Source organism: Streptomyces sp. NPDC127177, from assembly GCF_042672475.1.
Classification (GTDB): domain Bacteria; phylum Actinomycetota; class Actinomycetes; order Streptomycetales; family Streptomycetaceae; genus Streptomyces.
On sequence record NZ_JBHXUW010000029.1, the window covers coordinates 15,146 to 32,431 of the forward strand.

The window sequence follows — 17,286 nt, forward strand, 5'->3', positions numbered from 1 at the left end:
GCCCACAAGCCTTGTTGGGCGTGCGCGCAGGCCTTCAGAATCTCCTCTGTGAATCATGCGCGGAAAGTGGATCAGGACGACATTCTGTGGGCGCAGAACACGCTGCTCGCTTCCGGGCGACGCACCCCGAGCGAGGAGGTCGACGCCTACCGGGTGCTTGCCCAGGTAGGCCCGGCCGCCTACCTGCCCCGACTGGTCGAGGCCCTGGGCCGGCTCTCCTACGACACCAGCAGGGGCACATGGCACCCGGCTTCGCTCGCGCTGTCCGAGGAGGCGGTGGCCGCAGCACGGAACATCGATCCGGCCGAACCCGCCCGCGACGACATCCTGTACGGGGCGCTGAACGCCTGCCAGCGGCAGTTGTACATGCTGGGCCGACGCGTCGAGGGCCTGGCCATGCGCGCCGAGATGCTCGCCGTCGGCCGTGCGCAGGCGAAGCTCTCCGGGGAGCCCGCGGTCAAGGGGCTGGAGATCTGGGCCGCCGGTCTCTCCGAGGAGGGCCGTTATGCCGAATCAGCCGAAGCCATGGACGAGTTCGTCGCGGCGGAACTGCCCGGCGGCCCCAGGGACGGATCGCTTGCCTGGCCCCTCCTCATGTGGATCGCTGCCCTGGCTGACGCCGGCCGGTCCGACGACGCACTCGCCGCGTTCGAGACGCTCGTCGGCATGGAGGCGGCCGAGGCCGCGAACGACCGTGTCCCCGTGTCATGCCACCTCTACTCCCTCATCGGATACGCACGGATGCTGGACACCTGTGGCCGGGCCGAAGAGGCCGCCGCCGTACGGCAGGAGGCGCTCGTCCTGCTGACGGAGCTGGCCGCCACGGGGGAGCGAACGTCCTGGAGGAACTATCAGGCGTCGTTCTGGGCGGTCCTGCTGTCGTTCCCCGGTGCCGAGGGCGAACGGCCTGCACCGGGTGTACCTGCGCCGGGTGTGCCGGCACCGGGTGTACCTGCACCGGATGTACCTGCGCCGGGTGAACCTAGACCGCCTTCAGGGGCGGAGCCGACGCAGTGGTCACCTGATGTCAGGCAACGCTACTTCGACAGCCGTACCGCTCTGCGCGGAGAGGTAGAGAACCTCGCGCGGTCGGCCGGGACCGCTGCGGACCCCGACGAGCACCTGCCAGAACTGGCCCGAATACAAAGGGTCCTGACCGTGCGCTCCGCCGTCTACTGGGCGAACTGCTCCCACCTGTTCCCGGAGAAGGTGCGCCCCCTGTTCGACGACGGGGTGACCCTGGCCCGCCGGCTGTCAGTACGGCACCCGGTGGAGGGGCATCGCCTCGTACTGGCGGGGGCCCTGATGGACCGGACGACGTTTCACGTCGCGGCCGGCGAGTTCGGCCGCGCGCTCGACGACTTCCGCGAAGCCCTGCTCCACTGCGTGGGCGAGGCCGCCCGCTGAGCGGCCCCGCCCCGCCGGGCCGCCCCGGCCGAGGCTGAGGCTGAGCGGTCTCATTTCCATCCGGTTTGGTCAAGGTCGGGAGAGGTAGGGACCGGCCGGGACGGGTCCCGACCCGGGCGGGTGCTCAGAGGGCCGGCTCCCGCGTGGCGCCGCGCGCGGATAGGGCGAGTTTCGCGGCGATGAGGAGCGCCGAGAGAATCCCGGTGACGAGCACGGGGGACGGTGCGAACGTGGCGGCGAGAATAGCGAGGACCGCCACCGGGTGCACGACGTCGGCCGCGTCGCCCCAGGCCCCGGCGCGGTGGTGCAGCAGCCACACGAGCGTGATGAAGACCGCGACCGGAACCGTGTACGCCGCGGCCGACGCATGGTCCGAGAGTTCGCCGTGCCCGGTGGTGTGGGCGACGTTGAGCGCGAGGCCGGCGCCGACGGCTGCTGCGGAGGCGAAGACGAAGTAGTGCCCGTAGCCCCAGAGCAGCGCGGCGCGGAGGGAAGTGAGCCGTTGGGGGGCGCTCTGTGCGAAGTACAGCCACCACAGGGCGAAGACGGTCAGGATGCCGCCGATGACGAGGGCTGCGAGGTCGCCCAGCGCCGCGTGGGTGTCGAGGGAGGCGCGGACGGCACCGGTCGCGGCGGTGATCGACTCGCCCAGCACGATGAGGGTGAACAGGCCGTACCGCTCGACGATGTGATGCGGGTGCCAGGTGGTGACGGCGGCCCGCTCCGCGAAGACCGGGACGGCGATCTCGGCGACGACCAGCACCGCGAACGTCGCGAGCCCGGTGTCGTCGGGCAGGGCGAGCCGTACCACCCAGCCGATCTGCACCACGAGGATTCCCACGGCGTAGCGCAGGCAGCTCCGTCGCCGCTCGGGATCGGAGCGGGCGGCGCGCAGCCACTGGGCGACCATGGCGAGCCGCATGATGACGTACCCCCAGGTGATGACCGTGAAGTCCTCGTTCTGAAGGGCCTCGGCCGCCCCGGCGGCAAGGACGAGTGCGCCGGTGATCTGCACGAGGGTGAGCAGCCGGTAGGGCACGTCGTCGGTGTCGTACGCGGAGGCGAACCACGTGAAGTTCATCCACGCCCACCAGATCGCGAAGAACACCATCGCGTAGCCGAGGACTCCGTGGCCGATGTGTCCCTCGTCGAGCTCGTGCTCGAACGCCGTCGCTGCCTGCGCGACAGCGGTGACGAAGCAGAGGTCGAAGAAGAGTTCGAGCATGGTCGCGGTGCGGTGCTTCTCGTCGGCGAGGCGGGCGACCATCGGCCGGTGAAGTGCGCTGCGGGAGGCGGGTGGTGAAGAGCTCATGGGCCCGCATTCTTCCTTCCGTGGCCCGCCGGGGTCCCTCTGAGCGGTGTGTTGCGCCTGGAGCTCTCTCAAGTTCGGTGAGGCGGGCCCGGTACGGCCGTGAGCGGCCGGCTGCGGTGGTGGTGGCGGCGGCCGGGAGAGGTACGGGTGCCGCCTGCCGGCAAGGGCGACTTCCCGGTCCACCGTTCGGGTGATCCCGAGGTCACGGCGCCGCGTTGCTGCGCCCGGGGAGCACGGGGCCGTCCCTTCCCGGGCGCCCTGACGTACGGCGTGTCGTGGGTGCCGGGTTTGGCACAGTGCCGCTCCACGATCAAGGAGCGGGGTGAGCGGTGTGGGGCGGCAGAGACTGAGCGACCTCGGTGACGGAACCGGCGGGGAGCAGCTCCGGCACAGTGACGGCGCGTGGCTGCGGGCCGCGGGCGGCGCCGAGGGGATGGGTGTGCATCTCGCCCCCGTGAGGGAGGAGCTGTCGACGGCACACGAGGGACTGCTCGCCGGTACGGTCGGGCTGAGCGCGCTCGCGGAGCTGGGAGCCGTACGGGAGTCGTGGGAGCGGCGGTTCGAGTGCGCGCGCCGGGAGTGCGGGTCGCTGGCCGGCAACCTGCGCTCCGTCGCCCGTGCCCAGGGTCAGACCAACGAGGGCGTGGAGTCCTCCTTCGCGCCTCTCGCAAGGCGCACGCATGGAGTTGAGCGATGACTCCGTCCCCCTCGGCCCTGACCTGGGCCCAATTACGGGACCTGCGCTGCGCCGAGCTGGAGGGCGCCGCCGACGGCTGGGGGAAGGCGAGCAACCGCGCGGACGTGGGCCGGGACCGGATCGAGAAGCAGCTGCTGAACGGCTTGCGGGAGGGCCAACAGGGCGAGTCGGCGGACGCGGCGGTGGGCAGGCTGCGACAGCTGGGCCGGAATCTGCAGTACGTGTACACGGAGTGCGGCCTGGTCCGTACGACGCTGAACAGCCTCGCCCACGAGATCAAGGCCCAGCAACGGGCGTTACGGGACGCGCTCGACGACGCCGAGGCACTGCGCTTCACCGTGCACCCGGACGGCTCGGTCACGTACCCCGCTGCCGGGGAGGGCCTGATCGACGGGAAGCCGCTGGCGGGCGGCACGGCGTCGGTGGGTGCGGCGCCGGGGCTGCTGCCCCCGTCGGGCCTGGTGGCCCCGAACCCGCATGCGGCGAAGGCGCAGGACATCGCGGACCGGGTGACGAGTGCGGTACGGACGGCCGCCGAGATCGACTGGCGGTTCGCCCGCATCCTGCGAGAGCTGAAGGCCGAGGAGGGCCTGAAGGTCCCTGACCGGACGTGGACGGACGCGGCGGGGGATGCGGCGGCGGTACGGGACGCGGCACGGGGCTACCTGAAGGCGTCCATCCCCCTCGACGCGAGCCCTGCGGCCCGCCGCGAGTGGTGGGCCGCCCTGACGGACGAACAGCGCGAGGAGTACCTCGCGGTGTACCCGGACATGATCGGCAACCTGGACGGCATCCCGTCCCTGGTACGCGACACGGCGAACCGCGACAACCTCCAACTCCTGATCGGCAAGCTTGAGGGCCGGGACGACGCGAAGTCGGAGACGCAGTTGGCGGGGCTGCGCGAGATCGATCGGCAGTTGCAGGCGGGTGGGCAGCCCCCGATGTTCTTGCTCGGCATCGGGGATGAGGGGAACGGGCGAGCGATCGTTTCGTACGGGAATCCGGATACGTCGCGCAATGTGTCGGCTTACGTGCCGGGGCTGAATACGTCGTTGGATGAGGATTTCGCTCGAAATGATCTCAAGCGGGCTCGGGATACTGCTATTGGCGCGAAAGAGATGGATCCAAATTCCTCTACTGCATCAATCGTGTGGCTTGGTTATGATGCGCCACAGGCGTCTGGTGACGACCCTATGAGGAGTCTCGATGTCATGGCTGATGTGAATGCTCGGGCTGGCGCTTCAGCCTATAACAAATTTATGGCGGGAATCTCGGCAACGAATCAACATGGTGATCCCCATGTGACTGCAATCGGGCACTCCTACGGTTCGTTGACCGTTGGCCTCGCCGCTCAGCAAAGAGGTGGGATTCCCGGAGCGGACGATGTTGTCTTGGTTGGAAGCCCTGGTACGGGGGCACACTCTGCCGAGGAGCTAGGTGTCGGAAGGGATCACGTATTCGTGGGCGCGGCTGAGAATGATCCCGTGACCAAGCTGCCTAACAGTCGAGAGGCGAGCGGACTAGGGAGTGGTGCGGCTGGTGGAGCGTCGGCCGGATTTGTGCTGGGTATGGGAGCAGGGCCTCTGGGCGCACTCATTGGCGGAGCCGCAGGCGGTATTGCTGGCGGGGCGGCTGGGTATGCGGCCCAGGACGCTCAGACCCAGGAGAGCGACGTATGGTTCGGTACCGATCCTGCGCATCGAGATTTCGGAGCCAACCGTTTTGCCGTAAGTGATGGGCCTGGGTTTCTGGATCGAGGCCATAGCCCGACTGAAGCACACTCGAACTATTTCGACCCAGCTAAGGACCAGAGATCTGCCGATAATATCGCGCGGATTGTCGCAGGGAGGTCGGGGGAGATTGAACGGGAGCGCCTTCGGTGAAAGCTCGAATTTACGCGGCATCGGTTGCTGTATTTCTGATTTCAGGATGCTCCTGGGTGCATGGTTCGCAAGATTCAGGAGATAGGGGAGGGCGCAGAAATATGAACATGCAGGAGGCGGCGGATCGGGCCGACGGTATCCTTGATGAGACGTTTAGGGGTATTCGTCCACCCGTTGAATGGGTTCATGGTGAGACGACGGAGGGGAGTTGTGACGTGTCTCGCAGACGCGCGGTCACTACAGTGATTTCCGAGAGACGTCGGGGAGGCTTCCTGGGGATCGTGGAACGCAGTTGGAAAGATGCCGGGTATCGCCAGATTGGGGTCAACGCAAATAAAGCGAGTCCGGCGACGTATTTTGAGACGCCGGACGGTTTTCGGGTGAGACTCCTCATCGGGGGTGGTGGGCAAGCCTTCTTCGAAGTGGCCACGCCGTGCGTCGAAAGGTCCCCAGTTTCGACGCCTGCTCAGCCGCCCGGTGGGGCAGAGCATGTGGGTGAACCAGTACCAGCCCCCAACGTCCACGACGACTTCTGGTCCGCCGGAGCGTCCTGACGGCCGGTCAGTGACCCCGATGACTCGTACACACCGTCGAAACCGCCCATGAACCCGTCCCCGATGGGGGATGGTTGAAGGGTGCGGAAATTCTGGATGGCAGGTGGGATCGGTGTCGGGGCCGCCATGTGCTTCGTGGCGCTGCTGGTCGTCGGTACGTACTCCGCCGCTGCCGGCCTCGGGGGTGGCGGGGGCGGGGCCGTTGGGCTGGCCAAGGGGGCCGTGCCGGCCAAGTACCAGCCGTTGGTGCAGAAGTGGGGCAACCTCTGTGAGGCCATCAACCCCGCGCTCCTGGCCGCTCAGCTCTACCAGGAGAGCGGGTGGAACCCGAGGGCCCAGAGTCCGGCCGCCGCGCAGGGTATTGCGCAGTTCATCCCCGGGACCTGGGCCGGGCACGGCATCGACGGGAACAACGACGGCAAGCGGGACGTCTGGGACCCGGCCGACGCGATTCCGTCCGCCGCGTCGTACGACTGTGAACTCGCCGGGTACGTGAAGAAGGTGCCGGGGGATCAGGCGGACAACATGCTCGCTGCCTACAACGCCGGTGCGTACCGGGTGATCAAGTCGGGCGGGGTCCCGCGCATCGCCGAGACGCAGAACTACGTCAAGATCATCCGCACTCTCGAGAAGAGTTTCGCCCAGCCCGTCGGGAGGGTGCAGCCCTCGCAGCAAGCGGCGGGGGCGATCTACTTCGCGCAGAAGAAGCTCGGCACCAAGTACCTGTGGGGCGGTAACGGCACAGCCGCCCAGGGCGGGCGGTTCGACTGTTCGGGGCTGACGCAGGCCGCGTACCGGACGGTGGGCATCGAGTTGCCGCGGGTGGCGAACGACCAGTACAACGCCGGTCCGCATCCCTCGCGTGAGGAGCTTCTCCCCGGTGACCTGGTGTTCTTCTCCGACGACCTGAACAACTCGCGGGCCATTCACCACGTCGGCCTGTACGTCGGCGGCGGGTACATGATCAACGCCCCGTACACCGGTGCCGTCATCAGGTTCGACAAGATCGACACGCCCGACTACTTCGGCGCCACGCGGGTCACGAAGGACGGTGCCGCGGCCCTTCCGACCGCGCAGCCGGCGGTCTGACCGGGGGACGGCGGTGGCCGGAACTCTCCGTGAAGCCTGGGCCCTGAGCTGCGACGATGAGTCACTCTTCGATAACGTCATGGTGATCATTCGGTGGAGAGTGGAACGTACGCACGGAACGCGTCGTTCTCTGGTGGGACCGGGGCCGCAGCCACTGACCGAGCGTCGCCCCACGTAGTGATCGAACCGACCACGGGGGTTCGTCAAAGCGGTGCACATGGGTGTGTACCGCAGGAGCAACAGCAGACAAGGCAAGGGGCCGCGGCAGATGGCTGGACTCGCACTGGATGGGTCGAACCCCGACGTCAGCCTGCTCTACGACATCAACGGGCTCGCCAAGTCCGCTCCCACCTGGTTCGACCGGGTCATGGAGTTCATCGGCGAGTACGGGATCATGCTCGGCATGGTCCTGGTGGTCCTGTGGTGCTGGTGGAGCGTCCGCCGGCGCGGCACGCCGGAGGATTCGGTGGCGGGTGTCTCCGGGCTCGTCTGGGCTCCGCTCGCCGCGGGCATCGCGCTGCTGATCAACATCCCGATCCGCGGATTCGTCGAACGGCCACGGCCGTTCAAGGATCACCAGGGGCTGGAAGTCCTGGTGGACGGGAAGAACGACTTCTCCTTCGTCAGCGACCACGCCACGATGGCGATGGCCCTCGGCGTCGGACTCTTCGTGGCGAACCGTAAGTTCGGCATCGCGGCGATCGCGCTCGCGTTGCTGGAGGGTTTCTGCCGGATCTACATGGGCGTTCACTACCCGACCGATGTGATCGGCGGCTTCGCCCTCGGTACGGCCGCCGCGCTGCTTCTCGCGCCGCTCGCGATGATGCTGCTGACACCCCTGGTGGGTGCCGTCTCACGGTCCCCCCGGCTGGGCCGGCTCGTGCGGTCGCGCCGACCGCTGTCGGCTGCAGCCGGGGACCGGGGCGACTCGCTCGGGATTCCCGAGCCGCGCCCCGGCTCGGGCGGCGGCTCGGAAGGCGAGAAGGGCCTCGCGGCGTAGGGGCCCGGCGCCCGGGGCTACGGCTCCTCGGCGCCGCCCCCCCCGGGGGCCTGGCCGTTCCGGCTTCTCGCCCCTCCAGCTTCTCTGGCCCCCGCCCCCGTGGCCCAGCTCTTCCAGCTTCCCCGGCCCCCGGCCCCTTCCAGAGCGACTCGGCCGGGGGCCCGGCCCCCGGCATCTTGGCCCCTTGGTCCCCCTCCGCCCCTCCGCCCCCCGCGATCGCTTTCAGAGCGCCTGCGGGAACGTGAAGAATCCCTCCGGGTCGTACTGCTTCTTCACGCCGTCGAGGCGGTCCGCCGCCGTGCCGTAGTAGGCGTTCCGCCAGTCCGTCAGCTTCGGGTCCGTGTAGTTCTGGTACGCGGCCCCGGATGCGTAACGGCGTAGCGCGGTATGGGTGTCTTTCAGCCAGTTCTGTTGTGCGCTGCCCGAGGTGCCGGGGCGCCAGGCGCCGATGTACTGGGCGAGCATCCTGGAGCGCCGGTGGACGAACGCCGTGGCCTGCGGGTCGACCCGGTTGATGGCTCCGCCGAGGGCGGTGAGCGCGATCGATCCGCCGCCGCCCCCTGCCGCGTCGAGCCGGGTGAAGGCCTGGGTCCGGTCGAGGAGTGCCTGGACGCCGGCCGGGGGCAGCGAGCGGTCGTAGAAGTCGGACGCGGCCGCGTACGTCTCGCGCTGGAGCGTCCCCTGCGAGCTGCGGCCGGGCGTGGTGCCGGGCAGATGGCACTGGGCGTCGGTGATGCCCGAGCAGCCCGCGTACACGAGCATCGCCTCCTGGTAGCTGCGGCGGCGCAGCGAGACCGAGGAGGCGGGGGCGCCGATCTTGTCGGCGAGGCGGTCGACGGCGTTCTGCAGATCGCCGTACGTGCCGAGGCTGAACGCCGAGACGGACACGGTCGGGTTGCCGCCGCCCGGCCCCGCCGCGATGTGCGCGGAGGACCAGATCTCGTCCGGCTGGTCCGGGCCCCACTCCTGCCAGGCCGTGATGACGGACCGGGCTCGCGACCACGGCCACGACATGTACGCGGAGACGGTCTGCGGGGCGGGACGGGTACGGAAGCGGAGTTCGGTGACGACACCGAAGTTGCCGTTTCCCGCGCCGCGCAGCGCCCAGAAGAGGTCGGTGTGATGTGTGGCGTCCGCGGTGACGGTCTTGCCGTCGGCGGTGACGATCCTCGCGGAGGTGAGGCTGTCGCAGGTCAGACCGTAAGCGCGCGAGGCGACGCCGTGGCCGCCGCCGAGTGTGAGCCCGGAGATGCCGACCGTGGGGCAGGAGCCGCCGGGGATCGTCAGACCGTGGGCGGCGAGGCCCTGGTAGACGTCCAGGAGCCGGGCCCCCGCGCCGATCGTGCCGTCCTTGTCCACGCGGGAGAGTGACGAGACGTCGATGACGAGCCTGCCGTCGCCGCTCGACCAGCCGGCGTAGGAGTGGCCTCCGCTGCGGATCGCCACGGGCGTGGAGCTGCGCCGGGCGTAGGCCAGGCACTCGCGAACGTCCGCTTCGTGCTTCACGTAGGCGACCGCGGCCGGCTTCTGGCCGTCGTAACGGGTGTTGTAGAGCTGACGGGCGGTCGGGTACGTCGCGTCGTCGGGGCGTACGACGGAGCCGTCGAGGCTCTTGGCCAGTGCGGACCAGTCCGCCGGGCCGGAGGGGGCGGTGCTCGACGGGGCCGCCGACGTACCGGAGGCCGTGGCCGAGCCGGGGGTGGACCCGCCGGTGGGCGCGCCGGTTCCGGTGTCGTCGCAGGCAGTGGCGGTGACTCCGGTGAGTACGGCTGCGGCGCCCGCGGTCAGGACGGTGCGCCGGTTCGGCAGGGTCATCGGGCCTCCGGGGTGGGGACGGATCCGCGTGTGGGGGGAAAAGGGGGGTGGGGGAGAGAGGAGGGGCGTGGGGGGAGGGCGGTGCGGGTGGTGGCGGTCGGTGCGTCAGGGGGCTGCTCTGTGGGCCTCGGCGTCGGCGCGGGCCCGGTCGCGGGATCTGCGGGCCGGACCGGACCAGCCGCAGGCGCAGCGGGCCGTGCAGAACGAGCCGCGCTCGACGGTGGTGGGTTCGTGGGCGGACCGGGCCGGTGGGACGGCCGGCGGAACCTCGGCGGTGTGTTGGTCATACACGCGTCCACGGTACTGGGCGGGGCTGTCCGGCGGTGAGGGGTGGGTGAGCGGCGTTACGGGGGACAGGGGCCGTCGTTATCCGGAACGGGTGGGGGGCTCGGGCAAAGCGGTACGGCGTTGGGGGTTGGCAGGCGATGGTGGTGCAGCAGCACAGATCCGGAGGCGGGGCGCGCGCTGTGTGCGCCCTCGCCGCGATGGGCGTGATGGCGGCTGCCGCCGGGTGCTCGGGTGGTGGTGGGGACCGGGCCGCGGCCGACGACCGGTCCGGTGCGGGGGCCGTCGAAGCGGTGCGGGGGGCGGCGGCGGTGCTCTCCGGGACGGGGCGGCCCGCGGGTGCTTCCCCCTCGGGTGAAGTGAAGGGCGCCGTGGCCGGGACCGCCGAGGTGAGTACGTCGATGGAGACGGCCGCGGGCGGTACGCGGGTGACGATCAGGGGCAAGGGGACGTACGACTTCCGCGCCCAGTCGGGCCGGCTCCGGGTCGTGCTGCCGCGGGACGCGGCGGGCGAGGAGGAGCACCTGCCCATCACGGAGCTGCTGGCGCCCGGCGCGCTCTACATGATGAACCGGGGCGCCGGCGTCCCCGAGGACAAATGGGTCAGGATCGACACGACGGCACTGGCGGACGGCAACCTGGTGACCGGCGGGGCGACCGATCCGATGGCCGCGGCCGAGCTGCTGCGCGGCGCGCGTGCGGTGACGTACGTGGGTGAGACCGATCTCGCCGGGGTGACGGTGCGCCACTACCGAGGCACCACCGACATCGGACGGGCCGCGCGCCAGGCCTCGGCCCACTCGCGGGGGGCGCTGACGGCGGCGGCGAAGGGCTTCCGCACGAACACCGTGCCGTTCGACGCGTACTTGGACGCGGACGGGCGGCTGCGCAAGGTGCGGCACCGGTTCAGCTTCGCCAACGAGGGGCCCCCGGTCGAGGTGGTGTCGACGACGCTGCTGTACGGGTTCGGGGTGCCGGTCTCCGTACCGATGCCTGCCGAACGCGATATCTACACCGGTGAGATCGATCAGGGGCGGCGGACGTGACCGCCGTGGACGGTCCGGGGCGCCGGGCCGGGCGCCTTCCTAGGCATCTGGCTGCGGCGAAATGGTCCGTCCGTGCCATGCGCGGTGTGTGGTGCGCTCCCTACCCTAGGAAGTCGGCGACGGCAGTGAGAGGTGAGTGACGTGGTGACGCTCAGCGCACGGACCGTATCGGACCATGTGGCACTCGCCGAGATCGAGCTGTGCGGGGAGCTCATGATCGCGGCGTCGGCGGCGATCGGTGAACGGCTCAGCCCGGACCGTATCGACGAGGTGCTCGACGTCAAGGTGGTCAGCGAGCGGGCCGCGGGTGCCGAGCGGGCCCCGATCACCGACCGGGCCGCAGCCGCAGAGCGCGTCACAGAACGCGTCACCGAGCACGTCACCGAACGTGCCACCGTTCCCCGGCAGGGAGATTACCGGGGGTGACGGGGGTGGGGTGACGGGGCCGGCTGGCAGGGGCCGCGACACCTTACGGCGCGTCAGCCGGTGAGACATCCGCCACGGTTTCGGTGTCGGCGCTGGTGCCGGGGCGGGAGCGGAGTCGGGTTCTTGGGTGCCGAACAGGTGCCGAACAGGCGCCGGTGGAGTGCCGACCGGGTGCGGATTCAGGTGCTGATCAGGTGCGCAGCAGGCGGGCGATGGCCTTCGTGGCCTCCTCGACCTTCGCGTCGATCTCCTCGCCGCCCTTGACCGCCGCGTCGGCGACGCAGTGCCGCAGGTGCTCCTCCAGCAGCTGGAGTGCGAACGACTGGAGCGCCTTCGTGGAAGCCGACACCTGGGTGAGTATGTCGATGCAGTAGACGTCCTCGTCGACCATGCGTTGCAGGCCACGGATCTGGCCCTCGATGCGCCGCAGGCGCTTGAGGTGCTCCGCCTTCTGGTGGTGGTAGCCGTGTATCCCCCGGTCGTGGTCGGTGACGATCGCGTCCGCGGGAGCCGTGGCCTCCGCCGGGGTCGCGACGTCCGCGATGTCCGGTGACCGGTCCGCCCCGGTGGCCTCGGTGGTGGTCATTGCTGCCTCCCGTTTTCCCTTTACCCTGCCGTTTATATACCCCTGGTGGGTATATCCTAACGAATTCAGCTGAAACGTGACCGGGGCCCCGTGCTGATCACTGTGCCTGATGCGCGACACTGAAGAATGCCGGTTAGCCGTGGCCGGATGATGCGCCTAGCATCAGCCTGACCGAATCCAAAGCATCCCGAGGACCCCACGTGCGCTTTCGTCTGACCCCCAGGGAGACGAGCTTCTACGACATGTTCTCCGCGTCTGCGGACAACATCGTCACGGGCTCGAAACTCCTGATGGAACTGCTCGGGGCGGATTCTGCCTCCCGAGTCGAGATCGCGGAGCGTATGCGGGCAGCGGAGCACGCGGGGGATGACGCCACCCACGCGATCTTCCACCAGCTGAACTCCTCCTTCATTACGCCGTTCGACCGCGAGGACATTTACAATCTGGCCTCGCAGCTCGACGACATCATGGACTTCATGGAGGAGGCCGTCGACCTGGTCGTGCTGTACCAGGTCGAAGAGCTCCCCAAGGGTGTCGAGCAGCAGGTCGAGGTTCTGGCGCGGGCGGCCGAACTGACCGCCGCGGCCATGCCGAACCTGCGGAGCATGGACAACCTCACCGAGTTCTGGATCGAGGTCAACCGCCTGGAGAACCAGGCCGACCAGATCCACCGCAAGCTGCTCGCCCAGCTCTTCAACGGCAAGTACGACGCCATAGAGGTGCTGAAGCTGAAGCAGATCGTGGATGTGCTGGAAGAGGCTGCCGACGCGTTCGAGCACGTCGCGAACACGGTGGAGACCATCGCGGTCAAGGAGTCCTGAACCACGTGGACACCTTTGTACTGATCGTGACCATTGGCGTCGCGCTCGGCTTCACGTACACGAACGGCTTCCACGACTCGGCGAACGCCATCGCCACTTCGGTCTCCACCCGGGCGCTGACCCCGCGTGCGGCACTCGCCATGGCGGCGGTGATGAACCTCGCGGGCGCGTTCCTCGGCAGCGGGGTCGCCAAGACCGTCAGTGAGGGTCTGATCGCGACGCCCGAGGGCAACAAGGGGATGGGAATCCTCTTCGCCGCGCTGGTCGGCGCGATCATCTGGAACCTCGTCACCTGGTACTTCGGGCTGCCGTCCTCGTCCTCCCACGCTCTGTTCGGCGGCATGGTCGGCGCGGCGCTCGCGGGCGGAACACTCGTCCACTGGGACGGGGTGCTCGACAAGGTCGTCATCCCGATGTTCATCTCGCCGGTGATCGGCCTGGTGGTCGGCTATCTGGTGATGGTCGCCATCATGTGGATGTTCCGGAAGTCCAACCCGCACAAGGCCAAGCGCGGATTCCGGATAGCGCAGACGGTCTCGGCCGCCGGCATGGCGCTCGGGCACGGTCTGCAGGACGCGCAGAAGACGATGGGCATCGTGGTGATGGCCCTGGTCATCGCCGATGTGGAGAGCCCGAACGACCCGATCCCGGTCTGGGTGAAGCTCGTCTGCGCGCTGATGCTGTCGCTGGGTACGTACGCCGGTGGCTGGCGCATCATGCGGACGCTCGGGCGGAAGATCATCGAGCTGGATCCCCCGCAGGGGTTCGCGGCGGAGACGACGGGGGCGTCGATCATGTTCGGCTCGGCGTTCCTGTTCCACGCGCCGATCTCGACGACGCATGTCATCACCTCGGCGATCATGGGCGTGGGGGCGACGAAGCGGGTGAACGCGGTGCGGTGGGGCGTCGCGAAGAACATCATTCTGGGGTGGTTCATCACCATGCCGGCCGCGGCGTTGGTTGCTGCGGGGAGCTACGGGGTCGTCGTCCTGCTGTTCGGGTGACGGTGGGGCCGGCGGGGGTGCGGGGCGGGTGCCGGGTGCGCCGGGTGTGTGCTTCGTCCTCAATCGCCGGACGGGCTTGATTTTGCCGCCCCGTGCGGGATGTGTCCGGCCTCGTACGAGATGCTCGTGCGCGGTGTGGTCGGTCGGTCCCCGGGCTTGATGCGGACGGCCTGGCGCTGGATTCGGGCGGTATCAGGGACTCAGGACGCGGGCGGTATCAGGGACTGATGTTGGGTCCGCCCCACTCTCTTTCGGAGAGCGGGGCGGACCCTTCGCCTTGTGGTGGCACCGCCATGCAGCACCCCAAGGCCGTCTGTGGGACCGGTCCGGCTCCCGGCTCGGCCGAAGTGGCCGGATCCGGGCTCCGGGCTCCGGGCTCCCGGCTCAGCCGAAGCGGCCGGAGATGTAGTCCTCCGTGGCCTGGACCGACGGGTTGGAGAAGATGCGTTCCGTCTCGTCTATCTCCACGAGCTTGCCGGGCATCCCGACCGCCGCGAGGTTGAAGAACGCCGTGCGGTCCGAGACCCGGGCCGCCTGCTGCATGTTGTGCGTCACGATGACGATCGTGAAGCGCTCCTTCAGCTCGCCGATCAGGTCCTCGATGGCGAGGGTCGAGATCGGGTCGAGGGCGGAGCACGGCTCGTCCATCAGCAGGACGTCCGGCTCGACCGCGATCGCGCGGGCGATGCACAGACGCTGCTGCTGACCGCCGGAGAGACCGGAGCCGGGCTTGTTCAGCCGGTCCTTGACCTCGTTCCAGAGGTTCGCGCCGCGCAGCGACTTCTCCACGATGTCGTTGAGCGCGCTCTTGCGGTACTTGCCGTTCAGCCGCAGGCCCGCCGCGACGTTGTCGAGGATCGACATGGTCGGGAACGGGTTCGGGCGCTGGAAGACCATGCCGACCGTGCGCCGCACGGTGACCGGGTCGACGCCGGAGCCGTACAGGTTCTCGTCGTCCAGCAGCACCTTGCCCTCGACGCGGCCGCCGGGGGTGACCTCGTGCATCCGGTTCAGGGTGCGCAGGAAGGTGGACTTGCCGCAGCCTGACGGGCCGATGAAGGCGGTCACGGAGCGGGGTTCCACGGTCATCGAGATGTCGTCGATCGCCTTGTGGCTGCCGTAGTAGGCCGACAGTCCGCTGATGTCTATGCGCTTGGCCATCTGAATCACTGCTGCTTTCCGCCGGACCTAGCGGCCGGTCTTCGGGGCCTTCCAGCGGGCGATGCCGCGGGCCACCAGATTGAGGATCATGACGAAGGCGATCAGGACCAGGGCGGCGGCCCAGGCGCGGTCGTACGACGCGGTCTCGCCGATCTTGTACTGCTCGTAGATGTAGAACGGCAGTGAGGACTGGGCGCCTTCGAAGGGGTTCGGGTTGATCAGCTGACTGCCGAAGACCAGCAGGATGATCGGTGCGGTCTCTCCGGCGATACGGGCGATGGCGAGCATGACGCCGGTGGCGATGCCGCCGATCGCGGTCGGCAGGACCACCTTCAGGATGGTGCGCCACTTCGGGATGCCGAGGGCGAGGGAGGCCTCGCGGAGCTCGTTCGGTACGAGCTTCAGCATCTCCTCGGTGGAGCGGACCACGACCGGGATCATCAGGATCGTCAGGGCCAGGGCGCCCATCAGGCCGGAGGGTTCGAGCCCCGCGATCAGCATGATCGAGAGGATGAACAGGCCGGCCACGATGGACGGGATGCCCGTCATCACGTCGACGAAGAAGGTGACGGCCCTGGCGAGCGAGCCCTTGCCGTACTCCACCAGGTAGACCGCGGTGAGCAGTCCGAGCGGGGCGGAGATCACCGTGGCGATGCCGACCTGCTCCAGCGTGCCGATCAGGGCGTGGTAGACACCGCCGCTGTCCTCGGAGCCGAGGACCCCGGCCATCGAGTGGGTCAGGAAGTAGATGTCCAGCCGTCCGGAGCCGCGGCTGACGGTCGTCCAGAGCAGCGAGGCCAGCGGGACGACGGCGATCAGGAAGCAGACCCACACGAGGCTGGTGGCGAGGCGGTCCTTGGCCTGCCGCCGGTTCTCCACGACGCTGGTCGCGACGTACGAGATCACCAGGAAGAGCAGTGCGGAGATCAGGCCCCACTGGACCCGGCTGTGCCAGCCGGCGGCCGCGCCGATGCCGACGCCGAGGGCGATCGACACGGCTGCGAAGCCGAGGGGGGCCAGGCGCGGGAGCGTCCGGCTGCTGAGGCTGTTGCCCGGTGCGGGCGGTACGGGCGTCGGGCGGTCCTGGACGCTGGTGGATGCGTGGCTCATGCGTTGGCCCCCGAGTACTCCTTGCGGCGGGCGATGATGAGCCGCGCGGCGCCGTTGACCAGCAGGGTGAGGACGAAGAGGACCAGGCCGGAGGCGATCAGGGCGTCCCGCCCGAACGCGTCGGCCTCGCCGAACTTCGCGGCGATGTTCTGGGCGAACGTCCCGCCGCCCGGGTTGAGCACGTGCAGCGAGATGAGGAAGTTCGGCGACAGGACCGTGGCGACGGCCATCGTCTCGCCGAGCGCGCGGCCCAGGCCCAGCATCGAGGCGGAGATGACGCCGGAGCGGCCGAAGGGCAGCACCGAGAGGCGGATGACCTCCCAGCGGGTGGCGCCGAGCGCGAGCGCGGCCTCCTCGTTCATCTTCGGGACCTGGAGGAAGACCTCGCGGCTGACGCTGGTCACGATCGGCAGGATCATGATCGCGAGGAGGATGCCCACGGTGAAGAGCGAGCGGGCGACGCCGACCTCGGTCTTCTCGAAGATGTAGGTCCAGCCGAAGAACTGGTCGAGCCAGAGGTTCAGGCCTTCGAGGTACGGCACGAGGACGAGAGCGCCCCAGATGCCGTAGACGATGCTGGGCACCGCGGCGAGCAGATCGACGACGTACGCGATCGGAGCCGCGAGTCTGCGCGGTGCGTAGTGCGAGATGAAGAGGGCGATGCCGACAGCGACCGGGACCGCGATGACCATCGCGATGATCGAGCTGACGACGGTCCCGAAGAGCAGGACCGCGATGCCGAAGACCGGCGGGCTGCCGGCCGGGTTCCAGTCGAAGGTGGTGAAGAAGTTGCCGTCGTCCTTCGAGATGGCGATGGCGGCGCGGTAGCTGAGGAACACGGCGATCGACGCCATGATCACGAGCAGCAGGATGCCCGAGCCCTGTGACAGGCCCAGGAATATCTTGTCGCCGAGGCGACCGGTCGATCCGGTGCGGGCGCGCCTGCCCGGCCGGACCGGTGGTGTCTCTGTCTGTGTCGTGGAAGCCATGGTCTTTCCGGTCTGTGTGGGGGAGCCGGGGCTCCCCTGGCGGCGGTGCACCGGATGGGGGTGGTGGGGGCCGGCCGGTCCGGAGGGGTGCACCGGACCGA

At 69.0% G+C, this 17,286-nt stretch carries 16 protein-coding genes; 9 read left to right on the forward strand and 7 right to left on the reverse strand.

The genetic code is table 11. From position 1 onward, the window contains the following. Nucleotides 1-66 precede the first annotated feature (66 nt). On the forward strand, nucleotides 67-1,407 hold the full coding sequence (locus tag ACFVJX_RS19200) for a hypothetical protein (RefSeq protein ID WP_384133556.1): 1,341 nt from the start codon (nucleotides 67-69) through the stop codon (nucleotides 1,405-1,407). Between the two features lie 124 nt (nucleotides 1,408-1,531). Here ACFVJX_RS19200 and ACFVJX_RS19205 read toward each other — a convergent pair whose 3' ends face one another. Further along, nucleotides 1,532-2,719: a low temperature requirement protein A gene (locus ACFVJX_RS19205; RefSeq protein ID WP_384133558.1), complete on the reverse strand. Its 1,188-nt coding sequence runs from the start codon at nucleotides 2,717-2,719 to the stop codon at nucleotides 1,532-1,534. A 331-nt stretch (nucleotides 2,720-3,050) separates the two neighbouring features. Here ACFVJX_RS19205 and ACFVJX_RS19210 point away from each other — a divergent pair, with 331 nt between their 5' ends. From ACFVJX_RS19210 to ACFVJX_RS19225, 4 genes are all read left to right on the forward strand, one after another. Further along, a complete protein-coding gene (locus ACFVJX_RS19210; RefSeq protein ID WP_384133561.1) occupies nucleotides 3,051-3,416 on the forward strand; it encodes a hypothetical protein in 366 nt (121 codons plus the stop codon). After that, nucleotides 3,413-5,299, forward strand: a complete 1,887-nt coding sequence (locus ACFVJX_RS19215) for an alpha/beta hydrolase (protein ID WP_384133564.1) — start codon at nucleotides 3,413-3,415, stop codon at nucleotides 5,297-5,299. Before ACFVJX_RS19210 ends, ACFVJX_RS19215 begins: the two co-directional genes overlap by 4 nt. Nucleotides 5,300-5,949: 650 nt before the next feature. Next, nucleotides 5,950-6,942, forward strand: coding sequence for an NlpC/P60 family protein (locus ACFVJX_RS19220; RefSeq protein WP_384133566.1), 993 nt, complete (start codon nucleotides 5,950-5,952; stop codon nucleotides 6,940-6,942). 268 nt (nucleotides 6,943-7,210) lie between these two features. Then, nucleotides 7,211-7,942, forward strand: a complete 732-nt coding sequence (locus ACFVJX_RS19225; RefSeq protein ID WP_384133569.1) for a phosphatase PAP2 family protein — start codon at nucleotides 7,211-7,213, stop codon at nucleotides 7,940-7,942. A gap of 222 nt (nucleotides 7,943-8,164) precedes the next feature. Here ACFVJX_RS19225 and ACFVJX_RS19230 read toward each other — a convergent pair whose 3' ends face one another. Both ACFVJX_RS19230 and ACFVJX_RS19235 read right to left on the reverse strand, forming a co-directional pair. Then, a complete protein-coding gene (locus ACFVJX_RS19230; RefSeq protein ID WP_384133572.1) occupies nucleotides 8,165-9,757 on the reverse strand; it encodes an FAD-binding oxidoreductase in 1,593 nt (530 codons plus the stop codon). Nucleotides 9,758-9,862: 105 nt separating this feature from the next. After that, the gene (locus ACFVJX_RS19235; protein ID WP_384133575.1) at nucleotides 9,863-10,048 is read right to left on the reverse strand and encodes a hypothetical protein; all 186 of its coding nucleotides are present in this window, start codon (nucleotides 10,046-10,048) and stop codon (nucleotides 9,863-9,865) included. 134 nt (nucleotides 10,049-10,182) lie between these two features. Between ACFVJX_RS19235 and ACFVJX_RS19240 the strand changes: the two genes are divergently transcribed. Beyond that, on the forward strand, nucleotides 10,183-11,088 hold the full coding sequence (locus ACFVJX_RS19240) for a hypothetical protein (protein WP_384133578.1): 906 nt from the start codon (nucleotides 10,183-10,185) through the stop codon (nucleotides 11,086-11,088). Between the two features lie 141 nt (nucleotides 11,089-11,229). Beyond that, nucleotides 11,230-11,514, forward strand: a complete 285-nt coding sequence (locus ACFVJX_RS19245; protein WP_384133581.1) for a hypothetical protein — start codon at nucleotides 11,230-11,232, stop codon at nucleotides 11,512-11,514. A 190-nt stretch (nucleotides 11,515-11,704) separates the two neighbouring features. On the opposite strand, the gene ACFVJX_RS19250 is transcribed toward ACFVJX_RS19245, so the two are convergent. Then, entirely contained in the window at nucleotides 11,705-12,100 is a 396-nt protein-coding gene (locus ACFVJX_RS19250; protein WP_384133584.1) for a metal-sensitive transcriptional regulator, read from the reverse strand. A gap of 200 nt (nucleotides 12,101-12,300) precedes the next feature. On the opposite strand from ACFVJX_RS19250, the gene ACFVJX_RS19255 reads away from it, so the two are divergent. Together ACFVJX_RS19255 and ACFVJX_RS19260 are read left to right on the forward strand one after the other, a co-directional pair. Further along, complete coding sequence (locus tag ACFVJX_RS19255) at nucleotides 12,301-12,921, forward strand: DUF47 domain-containing protein (RefSeq protein ID WP_384133587.1); 621 nt, start codon at nucleotides 12,301-12,303, stop codon at nucleotides 12,919-12,921. A 5-nt stretch (nucleotides 12,922-12,926) separates the two neighbouring features. Then, entirely contained in the window at nucleotides 12,927-13,925 is a 999-nt protein-coding gene (locus ACFVJX_RS19260) for an anion permease (RefSeq protein WP_384133589.1), read from the forward strand. Nucleotides 13,926-14,309: 384 nt separating this feature from the next. On the opposite strand, the gene pstB is transcribed toward ACFVJX_RS19260, so the two are convergent. Genes pstB through pstC form a run of 3 tightly spaced genes read right to left on the reverse strand, consistent with a single transcriptional unit; the run spans nucleotide 14,310 to nucleotide 17,185 of the window. Then, a complete protein-coding gene (gene pstB, locus ACFVJX_RS19265) occupies nucleotides 14,310-15,086 on the reverse strand; it encodes a phosphate ABC transporter ATP-binding protein PstB (RefSeq protein ID WP_384133591.1) in 777 nt (258 codons plus the stop codon). A 27-nt stretch (nucleotides 15,087-15,113) separates the two neighbouring features. Next, nucleotides 15,114-16,196: a phosphate ABC transporter permease PstA gene (gene pstA, locus ACFVJX_RS19270; protein WP_384133594.1), complete on the reverse strand. Its 1,083-nt coding sequence runs from the start codon at nucleotides 16,194-16,196 to the stop codon at nucleotides 15,114-15,116. Next, complete coding sequence (gene pstC / locus ACFVJX_RS19275; protein WP_384133597.1) at nucleotides 16,193-17,185, reverse strand: phosphate ABC transporter permease subunit PstC; 993 nt, start codon at nucleotides 17,183-17,185, stop codon at nucleotides 16,193-16,195. Before pstC ends, pstA begins: the two co-directional genes overlap by 4 nt. Between the last annotated feature and the right edge of the window lie 101 nt (nucleotides 17,186-17,286).

Bases quoted from the DNA above. Each gene is read 5' to 3' on its own strand.
- ACFVJX_RS19205 (WP_384133558.1), bottom strand. From the start codon at position 2,719: ATGAGCTCTTCACCACCCGCCTCCCGCAGCGCACTTCACCGGCCGATG.
- ACFVJX_RS19215 (WP_384133564.1), top strand. From the start codon at position 3,413: ATGACTCCGTCCCCCTCGGCCCTGACCTGGGCCCAATTACGGGACCTG.
- ACFVJX_RS19220 (WP_384133566.1), top strand. From the start codon at position 5,950: ATGGCAGGTGGGATCGGTGTCGGGGCCGCCATGTGCTTCGTGGCGCTG.
- ACFVJX_RS19225 (WP_384133569.1), top strand. From the start codon at position 7,211: ATGGCTGGACTCGCACTGGATGGGTCGAACCCCGACGTCAGCCTGCTC.
- ACFVJX_RS19230 (WP_384133572.1), bottom strand. From the start codon at position 9,757: ATGACCCTGCCGAACCGGCGCACCGTCCTGACCGCGGGCGCCGCAGCC.
- ACFVJX_RS19240 (WP_384133578.1), top strand. From the start codon at position 10,183: ATGGTGGTGCAGCAGCACAGATCCGGAGGCGGGGCGCGCGCTGTGTGC.
- ACFVJX_RS19250 (WP_384133584.1), bottom strand. From the start codon at position 12,100: ATGACCACCACCGAGGCCACCGGGGCGGACCGGTCACCGGACATCGCG.
- pstB (WP_384133591.1), bottom strand. From the start codon at position 15,086: ATGGCCAAGCGCATAGACATCAGCGGACTGTCGGCCTACTACGGCAGC.
- pstA (WP_384133594.1), bottom strand. From the start codon at position 16,196: ATGAGCCACGCATCCACCAGCGTCCAGGACCGCCCGACGCCCGTACCG.
- pstC (WP_384133597.1), bottom strand. From the start codon at position 17,185: ATGGCTTCCACGACACAGACAGAGACACCACCGGTCCGGCCGGGCAGG.